This is a genomic window from Luteibacter aegosomatissinici (assembly GCF_023078495.1).
Classification (GTDB): domain Bacteria; phylum Pseudomonadota; class Gammaproteobacteria; order Xanthomonadales; family Rhodanobacteraceae; genus Luteibacter; species Luteibacter aegosomatissinici.
On sequence record NZ_CP095742.1, the window covers coordinates 1,820,110 to 1,838,325 of the forward strand.

Here is an 18,216-nt window from a genome sequence, read left to right on the forward strand (position 1 = left end):
TTTCACTTCCCCCTTCCAAGGTCCCTACGTGACGAAGAAAAACAAAGGTTCCGGTGCCCGCAAGGGGCCCCGTAAGCCGAAAGCCAGCCGCCCCGGCAAGGCGCTGGCCAAATACCGTGACCGCATCCCCGGGCCGGCGGTAGCCGACCCGCACGCCGCGCGCGAAGCGCAGCGCTACGAGAACCCCATCCCCAGCCGCGAAGCCATCCTGGCCATGATGGAGGAGCGGGGCGAGATCATGTCCGCCGAGGACATCGCCCGCGGCCTCCGCCTGTTCACCGATGACCAGATCAACGCCCTGGACAAGCGCCTGGGCGCGATGGTCCGCGATGGCCAGCTGCTGCGTAACCGCCGCAACGCCTACGCACCGGCCCAGAAGCTCAGCCTGATCCCTGGCCGCGTCATTGCGAATGCCGAGGGCTACGGCTTCTTGCGCCCGGACGAGGGTGGCGATGACCTGTATCTCTCGCCGTCGCAGATGCGCAGCGTGCTGCATGGCGATCGCGTACTCGCCAGCGTGGTTGGCATCGACCGCCGAGGCCGCCGCCAGGGCGCCATCGTGGAAGTGCTCGAGCGCCGCTCGCCGCGCCTGGTTGGCCGGGTCGTGGTCGAAAACGGCGTGACCCTGGTCGAACCGGATGACCGCCGCCTGCACCAGAACATCATGATCCCGGCGGGCCGTGACGCCGGCGCCCGCTCGGGCGAGATCGTGGTCGTGGAGATCACCGAGCCGCCGACCCCGCATCGGGGCCCGCTGGGCACCATCCGTGCCGTGCTGGGCGAGCGCCTGCAGCCCTCGCTGGTGGTCGAGATGGCCATCGCCAGCCACGACCTCCCGCACGAGTGGCCGCCTCAGGTCGTCCGCCAGGCCGAAGAGGTGGAGCCGAAGGTCACTGCCGCCGAGCGCAAGGGCAAGGTCGATATCCGCCACCTTCCATTGGTGACCATCGACGGTGAGGACGCCCGCGACTTCGACGATGCGGTGTATGCCGAGCCGCTGAAGCACGGCGGTTTCCGCCTGATCGTGGCTATCGCCGATGTCTCCCACTATGTCCCCGTGGGCACCCCGCTGGATGCGGAAGCCTACGAGCGCAGCACCTCGACCTACTTCCCCGGCTTCGTCGTCCCGATGCTGCCGGAGACGCTCTCGAACGGCATCTGCTCGCTGAACCCGAAAGTGGATCGCCTGTGCATGGTCTGCGACATGGAGGTGGATGCGGAGGGCGAGGTCCAGCACGCGAAGTTCTATGAAGCCGTGATGTACTCGCACGCGCGCCTCACCTACACCAAGGTGTGGCAGGCCGTCGGCGAGCGCAATGCCGATGTTCGCGAGGAAATCGCCGACGTATTGCCGCAGGTGGAAAACCTGCACAAGCTGTACAAGGCCATGGCCAAGGCACGCAAGCGTCGCGGTGCCATCGATTTTGAGACGCCGGAAGTCAAATTCCGCCTCACGCCATCGGGCGATGTGATCGCGATGGGTGCCACCGACCGCAACGATGCGCACAAGCTGATCGAAGAGTGCATGATCGCCGCGAACGTGCAGGCGGCGAAGTTCCTCTCTAAGCGCAAGATCCCGGCACTGTACCGCGTGCACGCGCCGCCGCCGGTCGAGAAGTACGAAGACCTGCTGCAGTTCCTGCGTGAGTTCAAGCTGCGCCTGCCGCCGAATGATGAAGTGACCCCGGCGGATTTCTCCGCGCTGCTGAAGAAGGTCCATGACCGCCCCGAGGCCGAGCTGATCCAGTCGGTGCTGCTGCGCGCGCAGAGCATGGCGGTGTACCTGCCGACCAATGATGGCCACTTCGGCTTGGCCCTGGACGCGTACGCCCACTTCACCTCGCCCATCCGTCGTTATCCGGATCTGCTGGTGCACCGTGCCATCCGCTATGCCCTGACCAAGGGCAAGCCGGCGGATTACGAGTACACCGAAGGCCAGATGGAAAAGATGGCCGTGCATTGTTCGCAGCGCGAGCGCCGTGCGGAAGAGGCCGAGCGCGATGTGGATGAGCGCTTCAAATGCGCCTGGATGGAAAAGCACGTCGGCGAGGAGTTCGCGGGCACCATCACCGGCGTCACGTCGTTCGGCCTGTTCGTGGAACTTGCGGCATCGCGCGTCTCCGGCCTGGTGCACGTGTCGCAGCTGCCGAACGACTACTACAAGTTCGATCCGGTCCGTCACCTTCTGGCAGGTGAGCGTACGGGTGCCGCATACCGCCTGGGTGACTATGTGAGCGTGCAGGTGCTGCGCGCGAGCATGGAAGACCGCAAGATCGATTTCCGCCTGAAGGCGCGGCTTGAAAGCCTGCCCAAGGTCGCGCCGCCGCCCGCTATAGCGCCACCGCCGGTCATGCCGGTGGGTACCATGGCCGAGGTGGGCAAGGCACTGGGTCGCGTGGTCAAGAAGGTCGCCGAAAAGCTCGCGGGCAAGAAGCCTGCGCCGAAGGTTCCTGCTACCGAGGCGGTGCCGGTGAAGGCATCCGAGCCGACGAAGCTGAAGGTCGCCCGGTCGTTGCCCGTCGCCCCACCGCAGGCTACCAGGCCCGCTGCGGCCAAGCCGGCAGTGGCTAAGAAGGCGCCGGTCGCTACCGCGCAGCCCACCACGGCGAAGAAGCGGCCGATGGTTGCCAAGCCGCCAGTGGTCGCCGATCATCCGCTCCCCACGCTGCCGCCGCTTCCTGCGGCGAAACCGGCAGTGCCGGCGAAGCCTGCAGCGAAGAAGGCCGTGGCGAAGAAGGCAGCGGCAACGAAGCCTGCGGCTGCAAAGCCGGCTGTGGCGAAGAAAGCGGCCGGTAACCACCCGTCGGCCAAGAACGCACCGACGAAGACTGCTTCATCAAACAAGCCTGCGACAAAGAAGGTCGCCGCAAGCAAAGCGGCGGTGAAGAAGGTGGCCCCGAAAAAGGCCGCCGTAAAGAAGGTGGCGGCCAAGAAGGCCGCGCCGCGCACGAATAAAGGCAAGCCGTAAGTCATGGCGACAGAAACGTGGATTGTTGGCATCAACCCGGTCGAAGGCGCGCTCGCCAACGATCCGGAGCGTGTCCGTGAGTTGCTGGTCGAGCAGAACTCGAAGAATGCGCGTATCAACGAGATCCTGGCTATCGCGCGCAAGCGCGGTATCCAGGTACGCACCATGGGCAAGGATCAGCTCGAGAAGATGAGTGGCGAGGCCCGCCACCAGGGTGTCGTGGCGCGCTATGAAACGCCGCCGATGCTGGGCGAGAACGATCTGGAAAGCCTGGTGGAAAAGGCCGGCCCCGATTGCCTGGTACTGGTGCTCGATGGCGTGACCGATCCGCACAACCTCGGTGCCTGCCTGCGCAGCGCGGCGGCTGCGAAGGTGACCGCGGTGGTCGTGCCTAAGGATCGCGCCGTGGGCCTTACGCCTACCGTGCGCCGCGCATCGGCAGGTGGTGCGGATCTGGTGCCGCTGGTGGCCGTGACCAACCTGGCACGTGCGCTGCGCGCGATGAAGGACGCCGGCGTGTGGATTACCGGCCTGGCCGGCGAGACCGAGCAGTCGATCTACCAGGTCGACTTCAAGGGCCCGGTGGCCATCGTGCTGGGCAGCGAAGGTGATGGCATGCGCCATCTCACGCGTGAAACCTGCGATTTCGTGGCAAGGATCCCGATGCCGGGCAACATGGAAAGCCTCAACGTCTCCGTCGCCACCGGCGTCGTGTTGTTCGAGGCCTTACGCCAGCGAGGTGTGAAATGAGTAGCTTGCTTTGGCATGACTGGTGCGGCCTGTTCGGCGTCGCGCTGGTGCTCATCGCGTTCTTCCTGCTCCAGGCACACAAGCTTTCAGGGCAGGGTTACCCGTACCAGGTGATGAACCTGGTCGGCGCGTTCGGCATCCTGCTGTCGCTGATCTTCGGCACCTTCAACCTCTCCGCGTTCCTGCAGGAGATGGCCTGGTTCCTCATCAGCGTTTACGGCATCGTGCGCGGCGTGCGCACGCGCAAGGCCGCGCAGATCCTCCCCTGACGGCGCAACCGCCCTGTGTAGGAGCCCACCCTGTGGGCGACATCTTTCGCCAAATCGCCGCAGGATTCGTGGCGTGTTCGCGAAAATCTGTCGCCCACAGGGTGGGCTCCTACCTGGCGGTGGGTTACGTGGCGGTCAGTCTGGTTCGCCTAGAATTGCTTCCGAACCTGCGCAATGCGGGTTCCCGCGCCGGGACGACCCGGTGGCGCACAAGACTCCGCGGGGACGACCCCGCCTGTGCGGAGCCAGATCATGTACTGGACGATGCTATTCCTGGCCGGTCTTTTCGAGATCGCGTGGGCCGTTGGCCTGAAATACACCGAGGGCTTCTCGAAGCTGGTGCCGAGCGTGCTCACCGTGGGCGCGATGACGGTGAGCATCGTGTTGCTCGCGTTCGCAGCGAAGAAGCTGCCGTTGGGCACGGCTTATGCGGTGTGGACAGGCATTGGCGCCGTGGGCGCCGTGACCCTGGGTATCGTGCTGTTTGGTGAATCGGCGCAGCCGCTGAGGCTGCTATGCGTGGGCCTGATCGTGGCCGGCATCCTGGGTTTGAAGCTCACCGCCTGATCACGCTCGGCACGCCCCTGTAGGAGCGCGCTTGCGCGCGAACTCCCGGAGTTACCTGAAAACGAAAGAGGCCATGCATCACATCGGGCTTGATGTTGTGCATGGCCTCGTTCGTATCGACTACCGCTGTGAGGTTCGCGCGCAAGCGCGCTCCCACAAGGGTGGTGACATCCGCTTTACGGTTACGGCTTGGCGGTGAAATCCGGGCTGGCGGTGTCGTCGCGCTTGGTGCGCGGGGCTACCAGCGGTTCGCCGTGGACCACGAACCATACGTTTTCCGCGATGTTGGTGGCATGGTCACCGATGCGCTCGATGTTCTTGGCCATGAACAGCAGGTGCGTGCACGGGGTGATGTTGCGCGGATCTTCCATCATGTACGTGAGGAGGGCGCGGAACACCACGGTGTAGGCCTCGTCGAGCTCGGCGTCGGATTTCCAGACCTCATAGGCGGCCTCGGCATCCTGGTCGTGGTACGCCTTGACCACGTTGCGCAGCTGCTCGGCGGCCAGTTCGGCCAGGTTGGCCAAGCCGCCCGCGGCAGTGATCGGCGCCACGCGGCTCAGCGGGATCGAGCGTTTGGCCACATTGGCAGCGTAGTCGCCAATGCGCTCGATATCGGCGGCGATCTTCAGCGCGGCAAACACATTGCGCAGGTCGCCCGCGATGGGCGCGCGCAGGGCGAGGAGGCGCACCACGTCCTGGCTGATATCGTGCTCGAGCGCGTCGATCGCGTCATCGTTATCGACCACGCGCTGGGCAGCGCGCTCGTCGCGGCGCTGTACCACGTCGATCGCGGCCTCCAGCTGTGCCACGGCCAGCTCGCCCATGCGAACGATCTCGCCGGTCAGGCGCTTCAGCTCGTCGTCGTAGCTCTTGATGATGTGCTGGTGCGGGGTATTCATCGCTTGCCTCGAAAGTGGGGGCTTAGCCGAAACGGCCGGTGATGTAGTCTTCGGTCTGCTTCTTGTCCGGCTTCGTGAAGATCTTTTCGGTCCGGTCGAATTCAATCAGCTCACCCATGTACATGAAGGCGGTCATGTCCGAGCAACGCGCCGCCTGCTGCATGTTGTGGGTAACGATAACGATCGTAAAGTCCTTCTTGAGCTCTTCCACCAGCTGCTCAATACGGCTCGTGGCGATCGGGTCGAGCGCCGAGGTCGGCTCGTCCAGCAGCAGCACTTCGGGCTTCAGGGCGATACCGCGGGCAATGCACAGGCGCTGCTGCTGGCCGCCGGAGAGGCCCAGGGCGCTCTGCTTCAGCTTGTCCTTGACCTCATCCCACAGCGCGGCGCCACGCAGGGCCTGTTCCACGCGCTCTTCCATGGCCGAGCGGCCCAGCTTCTCGTGGTGGCGGATGCCGTAAGCCACGTTTTCGAAGATGGTCATCGGGAACGGGACCGGCTTCTGGAACACCATGCCCACCTTGCTGCGCAGGCGGTTCATGGAGTACTTCGGGTCGAGGATGTTCTCGCCATCCAGCACGATCTCGCCCTCGGCACGCATGCCGGGGTAAATCGCATAGATGCGGTTGAAGATGCGCAGCAGGGTGGACTTGCCGCAACCCGACGGGCCGATGATGGCGGTGACCTTCTTTTCCGGTACATCCAGCGCGATGTGCTTCAGCGCATGGAATTCGCCGTAGTAGAAGTTCAGGTCGCGCACGGTCATCTTCGCGGGCGCATCACCCACTTCCACGCCACCGTGGTGCGGCGACGTGCCGAAGCCCGGCTGGGAGGCGACTTGGTTCATGTTAGTCATGGGACACCTTGGAGCGGAAGGCGAAGCGGGCGATGAGGCTGAGCGCCAGCACGAACATGGTCAGGACGAACGCACCAGCCCACGCAAGGACGTTGATGTCCGGGCTGGGATCCTTGGTGTACTCGTAAATGACCTGCGGCAGGCTCGGCATCTTGTCGAGCGGGTTGAACGTCATGAAGTTGTTGCCGAAGGCCGTGAACAGCAGCGGGGCGGTTTCGCCGCTGATGCGGGCCAGGGCCAGCAGGATGCCGGTGACGATACCCGAGCGCGCCGAACGCACCAGGATCTGCATCGTCAGCTTCCACTGCGGCACACCGAGGGACAGGGCGGCTTCGCGCAGCGTGCCCGGCACGAGGCGCAGCATTTCATCCGTGGTGCGAACGATGACGGGCAGGGCGATCAGTGCCAGGGCAATACCGCCGGCGATACCCGAGAACGTGACTTCGCCATCGGTGAGGTACTTCGACGGAAGCACCACGATCGTGTAGACGAACAGGCCCAGCACGATCGACGGCGCCGAAAGCAGGATGTCGTTGAGGAAGCGGATGGTCGGGCCAAGCTTCGAGCGCAGCGAATACTCAGCGAGCCATGTACCTGCGGCAACGCCGATCGGCGTAGCGATCAGGATGCCCAGCACATTGAGGATCAGGCTGCCGACCATGGCGTTGGCCAGGCCGCCTTCTTCGCGGTAGGCGGTGATCTTGGTGAACAGTTGCGGCTTCAGGCCGGCCAGGCCCTGGCTCAGGGTTTCCCACAGGATCCAGGCCAGGAACAACAGGCCAATGGCCGTGGCCAGCATGCTCAGCGTCATCGCCACGATGTTCTTGACGCGGCGCCGGGTGTAGAGGGATGTCGACATTACTTGCCCTCCTTCGTCTTCAGGCGGCGCAGCATGAGGCGGGCGATCAGCAGCACGATGAAGGTCACCACGAAGAGCAGGAAGGCGATGGCCATGAGCGACGAGCGCTGCAGGCCCTGGGCCTCGCCGAACTGGTTGGCAATGGTCGAGGCGATGGAGCTTCCCGTTTCCAGGAACGACCAGGAGAACTTGAACGTGTTACCCAGCACGAAGGCCACGGCCATCGTCTCGCCGAGCGCACGACCCAGGCCGAGGAAGATGCCGCCGATCACGGCGGTGCGGGTATACGGCACCACGATGTCCCACACGACTTCCCAGGTGCTGGAGCCCAGCGCGTAAGCCGATTCCTTCAGCCGGGTGGGGACGGTCTGGAACACTTCGCGCATCACCGAGGAGATGAACGGGATGATCATCACGGCGAGCACGAGGCCGGCGGTGAAGACGCCGGCACCGAAGAAGGGGTATTCGCTGGAGAAGAACCTCGCGATCCACGGCACGTGCTGCACCAGCCACGAAACCTGGCCATCGGGCGGATCGGCGCTGAAGTTGTTCATCAGCCAGGGCTTGACGTGCTCGGCGACGAACGGGGCAAAGATAAAGAGGCCCCACATGCCGTAGATGATCGACGGGATGCCTGCGAGCAGTTCGATGGCGGAGCTGACGGGGCCGCGCAGCCATTGCGGCGCGATCTCGGTAAGGAAGAGGGCGATGCCGAAGCTGACCGGCACGGCGAACAGCAGCGCGATGAAGGCGGTGCCGACGGTACCCATGATCGGTACGAGCGCGCCGTACTGATCGTTGCTCGGATCCCACGTGGCGCTGGTGAGGAAGCCGAAGCCAAAGGTATGGAACGCATCCCAGCCCAGCCACAGGGTGGAGCCGGCGGCTCCCACCAGGGCGAGCAGGACAAGCAGGGCGCAGGCCTTGAGGACCCACCCGAAGATTCGATCGTCGCGCGTGTCCTTGGCGTTGCGTGCCGCTTCGGCGGTGCGCTCGGCGCTCGGAACGTCGTTGCTGACGGTGGCGTGCATGCGAATGCGGTTTCCTGGGGCCTGTGCAAACTTGAGGGCCGCCGCCCCGTGCAGGGGCGGCGACCCCGGTGGGTCGTTACCGTGACCGGCTTACATGTCAGCCGGATGGCAGCGGCCTGTTACTTATTGCCGAAGTCCGAGGCCCAGTAGGCTTCGATCTTCTGCACCAGCGTGGCCGGCAGCGCGACATAGTCGAGCGACGCAGCGGCCGACTGGCCCTTCTCCAGCGAGTACTTGAAGAAATCGAACGCGACCTTGGTGTGCGAGGCGTTCTTCGACTTCTTGTACATGATGATCCAGGTCGTCGCGGTGATCGGCCACGCCTGGTCGCCCGGGGCATTGGTCATGATCACGTTGAAGTCCTTGGCCGAAGCCCAGTCAGCCGTGGCCGCGGCGGCGCCGAAGGTTTCGGCGTTCGGCTGGACCCACTTGCCCGAAGCGTTCTGCAGCTGCGCGTACGAGATGCTGTTCTTCTTGGCGTAAGCGTATTCGACGTAGCCGATCGAGCCCGGGATCTGGCGCACGTACTGCGACACGCCTTCGTTACCCTTGCCACCCACACCAGCCGGCCACTCGACGGCCGTGCCGAACTTCACCTTGGATGCCCACTCCGGGCTCACCTTCGACAGGTAATTGGTGAAGTTGAACGAGGTGCCCGAACCGTCCGAGCGGTGCACGACCGTGATCTTGTTGTCGGGGATCTTCAGGCCCGGGTTCAGGGCGGCGATCGCCGGATCGCTCCAGCGAGCGATCTTGCCCATGTAGATGTCGGCGAGGACGGCGCCGGTCAGCTTCAGCTGGCCAGCCTGGACGCCCTGCAGGTTCACGACCGGCACGATGCCGCCGACGACGCTGGGGAACTGGCCCAGGCCGAACTTGGCGAGATCTTCACCGCTCATCGGGGCGTCGGAGGCGCCGAAGTCGATGGTGCCTTCCTTGATCTGGGCGATACCCGCACCCGAACCGACGGACTGGTAGTTGATCTTGTTACCGGTCGTTTCGCTGTAGCTCGCCGACCACTTGGAGAGGACGGGATAGACGAAGCTCGAGCCAGCGCCGGTGATGTCGGTCGCCTGGGCGGCGCCCATGCCGAACAGCGATACGGCCACCATGGCGGCGATGCGGAGTTTGCGTGTGAACACGGAGGATTCCTCGGTTGAATGAGTGTCGGGCGAAGGCCCGCCCGGGCCGTATTCCAGCCCTGCCGTGTTGCAATGAAATGTGTTGAATGTTTCAGATGTATGACAGCGGCCGATTTGCTGTCATATTCAAAAGCTTACGAAATGCCTCAAACTGCGACGGAGGTCACGCGATCGGCCTCGGCAAGCTCTAGCCGGCGCCAGCGGTTCACGATTTCGCAGAACAGCTCGGCCGTGCGTTCCGCGTCATAAACGGCGGAATGGGCCTCGCGCGTATCGAAGGATAGGCCCGCGGCTATGACAGCTTTGCTAAGCACGGTCTGGCCGTAGGCGAGCCCGCCCAGGGTGGCGGTATCGAAGCAGCTGAACGGATGGAACGGGTTGCGCTTGTGGCCCACGCGGCGCACGGCCGCATTAAGGAAGGCCAGGTCGAACGCGGCGTTGTGGCCCACCAGCACGGCCCGCTGGCATTCCGCGGCCTTGACCGCGTCGCGCACCGCATTGAATACGTGATCCAGGGCCTGCCGCTCGGGCAGGGCGCCGCGGAACGGGTGGTCTGGGTCGATCCCGGTCACCTCCAGGGAACGCGGATCGATATTGGCGCCCGGGAACGGCTCCACATTGGCTGAAACCGCCGGCTCCGGGACCAGGAACCCCGAGGGTTCCATGCGGATGGCGACCACGGCGATTTCCAGCAGGGCATCCCGTTCGGCATCGAAGCCGCCCGTTTCCACATCCACGATAACCGGCAGGAACCCCCGGAACCGTCCGGCCATGGCCAGGGCGGTGCTGTTACTCGTCGTATCCATGCCGTGAAGGATACCAGCCCCCAGCCAACCCGGCACCAGACGTTAAGCCGATGTGCTGATGTCGTCATCTTGTAACAAAAAAACCATCGAACCGTAAAAGCCGGGGCCCATCCTTCGCGCCGTTGGCCCTGATTGAGAAGTTTCGGACAGAAATTCCTCAGGCAGGGGCACAGGGGTCCACACACACATTCCATACCTAGCGGAGAAATCCCATGCGTTCCAAGTTGCTCACGGTGGCCATCGCTGCCGGTCTGGGCGTGACCAGCTTCTCGGCCATGGCTGCCACCAAGCAGCAGGCCCCGGCTCGTGTCACGGTCGATGCCGCCACCCTTCAGCAGCTCCAGGCTCAGCTGGCCGCACTGCAGGCGCAGGTCGCCGATCTGCAGGCCAAGCAGGAAGCCCAGGCTGACGCGCAGGTCGAGACCGCCAAGGCCGTCAACGACGTGCAGGTCGCCTCCGCCAAGCCGGCCGACGAGCTCGCCAAGAAGCTCGATGCGCTGAACAAGCTGGTCGATAACACCCATATCGGCGGCACGATGTTCTTCGACGTGACCAACCAGGATCACACCGAGAAGGGCGTCACCGGTCCGAGCACGAAGAAGGACGGCCACGGTTCCACCAATGGCACCGGCTTCGACGTCAAGCGCTTCTACCTGACCGTCGACCACAAGTTCGACGACGTGTGGTCGGCCAACCTGACCACCGACTTCAGCTACCAGTCGTCGCTGTCGTCCACCAGCCTGTTCGTCAAGAAGGCCTACGTGCAGGGCAAGTTCGATCCGCTCTTCACGGTGCGTTTCGGTGCGGCCGACATGCCCTGGATTCCGTTCGTCGAGAAGTGGTACGGCTACCGCTACGTCGAGAACACCATCACCGACCGTTCGTTCGAAGGCGGCCGCTCGGGCGGCACCGCGACGGCTGGCGGCGTGGGCGCGTTCGGCAACTCGTCCGACTGGGGTATCCACGCCCTCGGCGCGACGGCGGGTGATAACTCCGTCAACTACCAGCTGTCGGTCGTCAACGGCCGCGGCTACCGCAACCTGAGCCGCTCGAAGTCGGTGGATACGGAAGGTCGCTTCGGCTACTCGCCGATCGAGCAGATGGTGATCGCCGTTGGTGGCTACACCGGCAAGCGCGGCAACGACGTCGAGAACGGCGCCGACACCCGCACCGCAACGCGTGGCGACGCGCTCATCGCGTGGCGTGACAAGACCTGGGGCGCGGGCGTGGAATACTTCCACACCGAGAACTGGGACGACATCCTGAAGTACGTCGGCGGCACGACGGGCCCGGGTGCAGCGAACAACACCAAGAAGGACAAGGCCGACGGCTACTCGCTGTGGGCTGACTGGAAGTTCGTTGACCAGTGGGCGGTGTTCGCTCGTTACGACAATGTGGACTACAAGTACACGAACCTGTCGGACGTCCAGGAAAAGATCAAGGACAAGTACTACAACGCCGGTGTCTCTTACGACATCCTGAAGAACCTGAAGCTCGCGCTCGTCTACAAGCACAACAAGCTGGACGGCCCGACCATCGCCCCGTATGGCTACAAGACGAACGAAGTGGGCGTCTGGGGCATGCTGAGCTTCTAAGCGGTATCGGAACGGAGTTCTGCTCAAGGACGAACCAAACGGCGGGCGCAGGCCCGCCGTTTTCTTTATGTGTGCAGCGGCTCGGGTTCCTGGGCCACGCTTTCCCAGATACCTTCGAGCAACAGGTGGCGTACGCGCGGGACATACGCTGGCTTGGTGGCGAGGACCCGTGCACGGACATGCTCGTCGAACGAGACGACGGTCCGTTGGTGATCGCAGATCGCCGCCGTGACCCTGGTGTCATCCACGCCCGTGCCACTGGCAGCCGCACTGCCTGTCGCGGAGCACAGGCTGGTCGCTGGCGTGGACAGCCCACCCACGTAGATATCCACGCGCTGGCCATCGGCCGCATCCGCGCTGCCCTGTGCGCCGGACCACGCGTGTCCGTGCACGTCGTAGACCTCCGTCGGGCCGCCGGCACGGTGGAAGACGAACGGCATGGTCTCCATGCGTGTCGCCCACGCATCGTAGGTATCCGATGGCTGCACGGTCCGGGTTTGCAGATGGGCGGCGCAGCCCGTGGCCAAGGCGGCCACGCCAACCAACAGGCCAAGGCGGGTGATAGGGCGGTTCAGCACGTAATGTTTCTCCTTAAGCTTTGTCATGGGGTGTGCGCCAGCCACCGCCGAGCGCGCGGATCAGATCGACACTTGCCTGCAGCTGGCGCATGCGGACGCGCTCAGCCGTCCGTTCGGCCTTGAGCGCCGCCGTCTGCGCGGTGACAACTTCCAGATAACTCACGACGCCTTCGTTGTAGCGATGGGTGGCCAGTACCTGCGATTGCCTCGCCGCGCCGGCGGCGGCACTTTCCTCGTTCGCTTCGCGGCCTAGCTCCTGGAGCAGCGTGAGGTTGTCTTCCACCTGCGCGAACGCCTGCAACACCACATGGCGGTATTGCGCAGAGGCGGCGGCGAACTCGGCTCGTGCTTGTGCTTCGCGGCCCCGGCGCAGCCCTCCGTCGAACAGGTTCAACGAGGCGAGTGGGCCAAGCGTCCAGAACCGATTGCCCGCCTGGAGGAGGTCGCCGTGGCCTACATCCTGGAAGCCAAGCGCGGCGCTCAGGCTGATGTCCGGATAAAACGCGGCCCGCGCGACGCCGATACCCGCGTTGGCAGCGAATGCACGCCGCTCCGCTGCCGCGATATCGGGGCGGCGTTCAAGCAAGGTGGCCGGTACGCCGAGGGGAATGCCGGGTGGCGCAAGGGGCGCTGCCTGCACGGGTAGGGAAAACGACGAGGCCGGCTGCCCGAGGAGCGCGGCGATCGCGTGCTCGGTGAGCGCGCGCTGAGCGCGATTCTCCGTGGCCTGGGCCTGGGCGTCGGCGTACTGCGCATTGGCGCGCGCTACGTCGAGGCCGGACGATACGCCACCGTCCATGCGGTTCTGGGTAATTTGCCGGCCCTCGCCGAAGGCCTTCAGCGAATCGGCGATGATTCGCCCTTCGACATCTTCATCGCGCAAGCGCAGGTAGAGGTCGGCCAGCCGTGCCTGCAGGCTTAGCCGGGCGGTGGCGACATCCGCTTCGGCGGCTTGCGCCTGGGCCTTGCCTTGCGCCACCTCATTGCGGATGCGTCCCCACAGGTCAAGCTCGTAGCCAATCGAGGTGCCGAGGGTGCGGGTATCGTATTCGTTCGGTTGGTTCGCGCCTCGCAGGGGGCGGCGGTCCGACTGCCGATCATTCGTTGGGCTGGCGTCGATGCCAGCGTTGGGCGCCTGTGCCGTGCCCAACTGCTGGAGCACGGCGCGCGTCGCATCCAGGCGCGCGAGCGATAGCGCGATATCGGGATTATCCTTGTTGAGCGTGTCTTCGAGAGAATCCAGTGTGGTGTCGCCATAGAGGCGCCACCAGTCGCCTCGCGAGTTCGTATCCGCCGGCGACGCCAGCGACCAACCCTGCGGAGCCACGGCGCCCTTGAAGGCGTCGGGCAACGGAGCCAGCGCAGGGCGTGTGTAGGTTGGTGCGAGCGAGCACCCGCACAGGGCCAGCAGTGCAGCAGTGCACATCGTGCGAATAAGCATCTCAGGCATGCTTCGCTTGACTCCCGTCACCCGCCAACGGCGTGGCCACTTGCACGAGGTCACCCTGCGCAAGCGAATCGGTCGGGTGATCGATGATCCGGTCGTTGGGGCGCAGGCCGTGGTCGATGACCAGCTTGTCGCCCAGGTCCATGGCGATGTGTACATCGCGCAAAACGACATGGTTCCCGCTGCCCAGGACGGCGATTTGTGGGCCGGCCGCGCGGAACAGCAACGTCGTGGCGGGTACCGTGACCGACTGGCCGGGTGCGTGGGTAGCGAGCTGTACTTCGGCAAAGTCACCGGGTAGCAGATCCTGTCGCGGGTTTTCCACGCGGAACTGGGCAAGCAAGGTGCCGGATGCCCGGTTGATCGCGTGGGATGTACCGATCAACGTGGCATCGACCGTCTCGCCCCCATGGCCAAGCACGAGCAGCCGGACCTTCATGCCCGGCACGATCGACGATGCGTACCCCTGCGGCACCTGCGTATACAGCCGCATCTTGCTCGTGTCGGCGATAGAGAACAGGGGTGTGCCGCCATCGTTGTTGGCGGTGATCAGGTCGCCGATATCGGTATTGCGCGCGGTGACCGTGCCATCAAACGGCGCGACGATGCGCTTGAACGACTCCAGCGCCGCCAGGCGGTCGACATCGGCCTTTGCCGCCAGCTGGTTGGCGCGGGCGGTTTCAGCCTCGCTGGCCTTCTCGTCGGCTTCCTGCTTTGAAACCGAATGCGATTGCAGCAGGTTCTGCCAGCGCCTGGCGGTGGTATCGGCCAGCCGTACATTGGCTTGCGTGCGCACCAGTTCGGCCCGGGCCTGCGCGAATTGCTGGTCGAGCTCCGGCGTATCGATCTGCGCCAGTACCTGGCCGGCTTTCACTTTCTCACCTATATCGACGTTCCATTGCTTCAGGTAGCCGCCCACCCGGGCGTGGATCGGTGTCGCAATCCATGCATCGAGGTGGCCGGGGAGGGTGAGGCCCTGTGTGCTTCCCAGCGACGCCGCCGAAATGACCTGCACGCTCGGTGTCAGCTGGGCCTGGGTCCAGCGGCTAAGGTCGTGGGATTCGACGGTGCGCAGGGAAAGGCCTGTCACGACAGCCGCGACGGCAAGCGCCGCGCCGATGGCCAGGGCAAGGCGAATGCGCATCGGGCGTACCGGTGCGATAGGCGTATCAGGCGACATGGGGGTGGGTTCCGATGGTGCGGTGTCCGAGCGCGGCCGGTGCGGCGCGCCCGTGCACGATGGCAAAGACGACGGGGACGAACAGCAGGGTGGCCACGGTGGCAAAGATCAGGCCACCCACGACCGCACGGCCAAGGGGTGAGTTCTGTTCCTGTGTGAGGGCCATCGGCAGCATGCCGATCACCATGGCCAGTGCCGTCATGCACACCGGGCGGAAGCGGGTGAATCCGGCCTCGAGCGCCGCCTTCATGGCATCGCCGTGTTCGGCGAGCCGCTCGCGGCAGAAGCTCACCACCAGGATGGCGTTCGCCGTGGCGACGCCCATGCACATGATGGCGCCGGTCAGCGCAGGGACAGAAAGGCTCGTGTGGGTGAGGAAGAGCATCCACACGATGCCGGCAAGCGCTGCCGGGAGTGCCGTCACGATGACGAAGGGATCGAGCCAGGATTGGAAGTTCACCACGATCAGGAGGTAGATCAGCACCACGGCACCGGCCAGGCCGAACAGGAGGCCACTGAAGGCCGCGTTCATCGTGCCAACCTGGCCATGCAGGTTGACCTGCGTGCCTGCGGGGCGCGTGCCGGCATATGTCGCCAGTACGGCCTGGACATCGGCAGCCACGCCGCCCAGGTCGCGACCCTGGATCGACGCATAGATGTCGTACGCCGGCATGATGTTGTAATGCGACACCACCGCATCGCTCGGGCCGCGCGTAAAGCTGGCAACGCCGCCCAGGATCTGCGTCGCACCGCCGCCGGATGCCGTGACCGGCAACGCCTTCAGGTCGGCCATGGAATCCATCAGGTATTGCGGCGTCGAGGCAACGATGGCGTACGACACCCCGTTCTTCGGGTTCAGCCAGAAGGCTGGTGCCACCTGCGAGCTGCCAGCCAGCGACGCCACCATGCTGTTGGTCACGTCGCGCTCGGTGATGCCCAGGCCATCGGCGCGCACGCGGTCGACCTTCACGTTGAGCTGCGGATAGCTGGAACTCTGTTGAAGGCGGACGTCCACGATGCCGTCGATCTTTCGCATCGCCCTCATGATCGTCTCGGCATAGGCTTCGTTGGCTTTCCGGTCGCGCCCGGCGATCGATACATCCAGCGGCGCCGGCGCGCCGAAATTGAGGATCTGGCTGGTCATGTCCGATGGCAGGAACGCGAATTGCGTACCGGGATAGTCGCGGGGAAGCACCTCGCGCAGGCGCTTCATCAGCTCAGCAGCGGGACGGTGCCCTTCTTTCAGGGTGATCTGGATGTCACCATCCTGTGACCCGATCGTGCCGCTGCTGCTGTACACCAGGTTCACGCCACTCAGCGGCAGGCCGATGTTGTCGATGATCGTGCCGAGTTCATCGGGCGGAATCACCGCGCGAATGGTGCGCTCGATGTGGTCGAACTCCGCCGCGGTTTCTTCGACGCGGGTGCCCATGGGGGCACGAACGTGGAGCGACAGGGAATCGGCATCAACGGTGGGGAAGAAATCCCTGCCCAGCGCGGGCAACAAGGCGAACGACACCAGGACGAAGGCAAGAAAGCCGAGGATGAACGGCTTGCGATGGGAAAGTGCCATGCCGAGGATGCCGTAGTACGTATCCCTTGCGCGCGTGAAGCCTCGCTCAAACGCCAGTTGGAATGTCAGGAGTGCACGCACGGGGGCGCTCCGGCGCGCGCGGGCGTGCTGGTCACCCTCGTGATGGTTCAGGTAGCCGTCTTCCGGGTGGTGTCCCGGCCCTTGTTCAAGGTGGTGCGGCTTCAGCAGGAACATCGCCAGTGTCGGCACCAGTGTGCGCGACAGGATGAAAGACGACGCCATGGCGAAGATGACGGCCAGCGCCATGGGCCGGAACAGGAAGCCGGCGATGCCATCCAGCATGAACATCGGCACGAACACGATGCAGATGCACAGAAGCGAGACGAAAGCGGGCGTCACGATTTGCTGGGCACCATCGAGGATCGCCGGGATGACCTCCTTGCCTTGCTCCAGGTGCCAGTTGATGTTCTCGATCGTGACCGTGGCATCGTCGACAAGAATGCCGACCGCAAGTGCCAGGCCGCCCAGGGTCATCACGTTCAGTGTCTGGCCAAATACGGCGAGCAGGGCGATCGCCGAGAGGATCGCCAGGGGGATGGATAGCGCGATGATGATGGTCGATCGCCAGCTGCCAAGGAACAGCAGGATCATCACCGACGTGAGCACGGCGGCGATCACACCTTCACGGGCAACCGATGCCACCGCCGATTTCACGAAGATCGACTGGTCGCCAAGCAAATCCATCTTCAGTGACCTGGGCTGCGTCTCGGCGATAAGCGGAAGCAGTTTCTTGATGCCCGCCACCACGTCCAGCGTGGAGGCGTTGCCGTTCTTAAGCGCCGGCATGAGTACCGCGCGCTTGCCGTCGACGCGCACGACATTGTTCTGTGGTGGCGCGCCGTCGCGCACATGGGCAACATCACCGATCGTAATGGTCGCGCCATTCACCGTACGGATCGGCAGGTCGTTGAGCTCATCGATCGCGGTAGGGCTGTTGTTGAGTTGCACGTGGTACTCGTACGTGCCGATCTTGGCCGTTCCGACCGGAATGATCTGGTTCTGCGCGGCAAGCGCATTGCCCACGTCCTGTGCGGAGAGGCCCTTGGCCGCGAGGGCGTGTGGGTCCAGGTCCAGCGTGACCTGCTTTTGCTTGCCGCCATACGGCGTGGGGATGGCGACGCCAGGCACCGAGATGAGCGTGGGCCGCATGAAGTTCTGCGCGATGTCACGGATGGTCGCCTCGGACAGGGTCGGGCTGGAGAGCGCCATCTGCAGGACCGGTACGGTCGACGCGTTGTAGTTGAGGATGAGCGGCGGCGTAATGCCTGGCGGCATCTGCTTCACCACGGTCTGCGAAATCGAGGTCACCTGCGCCGTGGCGGTGCGGATATCGACGCCTGGCTGGAAGAAGATCTTGACGATGCCGACGCCAGGAAGGGATTGCGATTCGATATGCTCGATATCGTTGACCGAGGTCGTGAGCTGGCGCTCGTAGTAATAGATGACGCGGCCCGACATCTGGTCGGGTGGCAAGCCATTGTACGTCCACACCACGCTGATGACCGGGATGCCGATGTTCGGGAAGATATCGGTCGGCGTCCGCAGGGCGGCCATCGGTCCCGCGATCAGGATCAACAGCGCAAGGACGATGAACGTGTAGGGGCGCGACAGCGCGATGCGGACAAGTCCTAGCATGGGGCAGGCGACGCGGGCGGTTTCATGGACGGATATC

At 64.4% G+C, this 18,216-nt stretch carries 15 protein-coding genes; 5 read left to right on the forward strand and 10 right to left on the reverse strand.

What is annotated here, in order from left to right:
- Positions 1-28 precede the first annotated feature (28 nt).
- The 4 genes from rnr (at position 29) to sugE (ending at position 4,554) form a co-directional block, all read left to right on the forward strand.
- Positions 29-2,968: a ribonuclease R gene (rnr, locus tag L2Y97_RS08215; RefSeq protein WP_425492833.1), complete on the forward strand. Its 2,940-nt coding sequence runs from the start codon at positions 29-31 to the stop codon at positions 2,966-2,968.
- Positions 2,969-2,971: 3 nt separating this feature from the next.
- Complete coding sequence (rlmB, locus tag L2Y97_RS08220) at positions 2,972-3,718, forward strand: 23S rRNA (guanosine(2251)-2'-O)-methyltransferase RlmB (protein ID WP_247435272.1); 747 nt, start codon at positions 2,972-2,974, stop codon at positions 3,716-3,718.
- On the forward strand, positions 3,715-3,987 hold the full coding sequence (locus tag L2Y97_RS08225) for a CBU_0592 family membrane protein (protein WP_247435273.1): 273 nt from the start codon (positions 3,715-3,717) through the stop codon (positions 3,985-3,987). The genes rlmB and L2Y97_RS08225 overlap by 4 nt, the downstream gene beginning before the upstream one ends.
- Before the next feature lie 252 nt (positions 3,988-4,239).
- Positions 4,240-4,554 carry a quaternary ammonium compound efflux SMR transporter SugE gene (sugE, locus tag L2Y97_RS08230; RefSeq protein ID WP_247435276.1) on the forward strand — a complete coding sequence of 105 codons (315 nt, stop codon included), beginning with the start codon at positions 4,240-4,242 and terminating at the stop codon, positions 4,552-4,554.
- A 182-nt stretch (positions 4,555-4,736) separates the two neighbouring features.
- On the opposite strand, the gene phoU is transcribed toward sugE, so the two are convergent.
- From phoU to rnt, 6 genes are all read right to left on the reverse strand, one after another.
- Positions 4,737-5,456 (reverse strand): phosphate signaling complex protein PhoU, encoded by a 720-nt coding sequence (phoU, locus tag L2Y97_RS08235; RefSeq protein WP_247435279.1) that lies wholly within the window; start codon positions 5,454-5,456, stop codon positions 4,737-4,739.
- A gap of 22 nt (positions 5,457-5,478) precedes the next feature.
- Complete coding sequence (gene pstB / locus L2Y97_RS08240) at positions 5,479-6,222, reverse strand: phosphate ABC transporter ATP-binding protein PstB (RefSeq protein WP_247436744.1); 744 nt, start codon at positions 6,220-6,222, stop codon at positions 5,479-5,481.
- 82 nt (positions 6,223-6,304) lie between these two features.
- Positions 6,305-7,171: a phosphate ABC transporter permease PstA gene (gene pstA / locus L2Y97_RS08245; RefSeq protein ID WP_247435282.1), complete on the reverse strand. Its 867-nt coding sequence runs from the start codon at positions 7,169-7,171 to the stop codon at positions 6,305-6,307.
- Positions 7,171-8,202 (reverse strand): phosphate ABC transporter permease subunit PstC, encoded by a 1,032-nt coding sequence (pstC, locus tag L2Y97_RS08250; RefSeq protein WP_247435285.1) that lies wholly within the window; start codon positions 8,200-8,202, stop codon positions 7,171-7,173. Before pstC ends, pstA begins: the two co-directional genes overlap by 1 nt.
- Positions 8,203-8,321: 119 nt before the next feature.
- Positions 8,322-9,314 (reverse strand): phosphate ABC transporter substrate-binding protein PstS, encoded by a 993-nt coding sequence (pstS, locus tag L2Y97_RS08255; protein WP_247436746.1) that lies wholly within the window; start codon positions 9,312-9,314, stop codon positions 8,322-8,324.
- Positions 9,315-9,490: 176 nt separating this feature from the next.
- Complete coding sequence (gene rnt / locus L2Y97_RS08260) at positions 9,491-10,150, reverse strand: ribonuclease T (RefSeq protein WP_247435288.1); 660 nt, start codon at positions 10,148-10,150, stop codon at positions 9,491-9,493.
- A 212-nt stretch (positions 10,151-10,362) separates the two neighbouring features.
- On the opposite strand from rnt, the gene L2Y97_RS08265 reads away from it, so the two are divergent.
- The gene (locus L2Y97_RS08265; protein ID WP_247435290.1) at positions 10,363-11,745 is read left to right on the forward strand and encodes a carbohydrate porin; all 1,383 of its coding nucleotides are present in this window, start codon (positions 10,363-10,365) and stop codon (positions 11,743-11,745) included.
- Between the two features lie 65 nt (positions 11,746-11,810).
- On the opposite strand, the gene L2Y97_RS08270 is transcribed toward L2Y97_RS08265, so the two are convergent.
- From L2Y97_RS08270 to L2Y97_RS08285, 4 genes are read right to left on the reverse strand one after another with little or no spacing between them, the layout of a single operon-like run.
- Positions 11,811-12,350, reverse strand: a complete 540-nt coding sequence (locus L2Y97_RS08270) for a hypothetical protein (RefSeq protein ID WP_247435292.1) — start codon at positions 12,348-12,350, stop codon at positions 11,811-11,813.
- The gene (locus L2Y97_RS08275) at positions 12,337-13,773 is read right to left on the reverse strand and encodes an efflux transporter outer membrane subunit (RefSeq protein ID WP_247435295.1); all 1,437 of its coding nucleotides are present in this window, start codon (positions 13,771-13,773) and stop codon (positions 12,337-12,339) included. The genes L2Y97_RS08270 and L2Y97_RS08275 overlap by 14 nt, the downstream gene beginning before the upstream one ends.
- On the reverse strand, positions 13,766-14,950 hold the full coding sequence (locus tag L2Y97_RS08280) for an efflux RND transporter periplasmic adaptor subunit (RefSeq protein ID WP_247435297.1): 1,185 nt from the start codon (positions 14,948-14,950) through the stop codon (positions 13,766-13,768). Before L2Y97_RS08280 ends, L2Y97_RS08275 begins: the two co-directional genes overlap by 8 nt.
- Positions 14,940-18,179 (reverse strand): efflux RND transporter permease subunit, encoded by a 3,240-nt coding sequence (locus L2Y97_RS08285; RefSeq protein ID WP_247435300.1) that lies wholly within the window; start codon positions 18,177-18,179, stop codon positions 14,940-14,942. The genes L2Y97_RS08280 and L2Y97_RS08285 overlap by 11 nt, the downstream gene beginning before the upstream one ends.
- Positions 18,180-18,216: the final 37 nt, after the last annotated feature.

Bases quoted from the DNA above. Each gene is read 5' to 3' on its own strand.
- pstC (WP_247435285.1), bottom strand. From the start codon at position 8,202: ATGCACGCCACCGTCAGCAACGACGTTCCGAGCGCCGAGCGCACCGCC.
- L2Y97_RS08280 (WP_247435297.1), bottom strand. From the start codon at position 14,950: ATGTCGCCTGATACGCCTATCGCACCGGTACGCCCGATGCGCATTCGC.
- sugE (WP_247435276.1), top strand. From the start codon at position 4,240: ATGTACTGGACGATGCTATTCCTGGCCGGTCTTTTCGAGATCGCGTGG.
- L2Y97_RS08225 (WP_247435273.1), top strand. From the start codon at position 3,715: ATGAGTAGCTTGCTTTGGCATGACTGGTGCGGCCTGTTCGGCGTCGCG.
- L2Y97_RS08275 (WP_247435295.1), bottom strand. From the start codon at position 13,773: ATGCCTGAGATGCTTATTCGCACGATGTGCACTGCTGCACTGCTGGCC.
- rlmB (WP_247435272.1), top strand. From the start codon at position 2,972: ATGGCGACAGAAACGTGGATTGTTGGCATCAACCCGGTCGAAGGCGCG.
- L2Y97_RS08270 (WP_247435292.1), bottom strand. From the start codon at position 12,350: ATGACAAAGCTTAAGGAGAAACATTACGTGCTGAACCGCCCTATCACC.
- pstS (WP_247436746.1), bottom strand. From the start codon at position 9,314: ATGGTGGCCGTATCGCTGTTCGGCATGGGCGCCGCCCAGGCGACCGAC.
- pstB (WP_247436744.1), bottom strand. From the start codon at position 6,222: ATGACCGTGCGCGACCTGAACTTCTACTACGGCGAATTCCATGCGCTG.
- rnt (WP_247435288.1), bottom strand. From the start codon at position 10,150: ATGGATACGACGAGTAACAGCACCGCCCTGGCCATGGCCGGACGGTTC.
- L2Y97_RS08285 (WP_247435300.1), bottom strand. From the start codon at position 18,179: ATGCTAGGACTTGTCCGCATCGCGCTGTCGCGCCCCTACACGTTCATC.
- L2Y97_RS08265 (WP_247435290.1), top strand. From the start codon at position 10,363: ATGCGTTCCAAGTTGCTCACGGTGGCCATCGCTGCCGGTCTGGGCGTG.
- pstA (WP_247435282.1), bottom strand. From the start codon at position 7,171: ATGTCGACATCCCTCTACACCCGGCGCCGCGTCAAGAACATCGTGGCG.
- phoU (WP_247435279.1), bottom strand. From the start codon at position 5,456: ATGAATACCCCGCACCAGCACATCATCAAGAGCTACGACGACGAGCTG.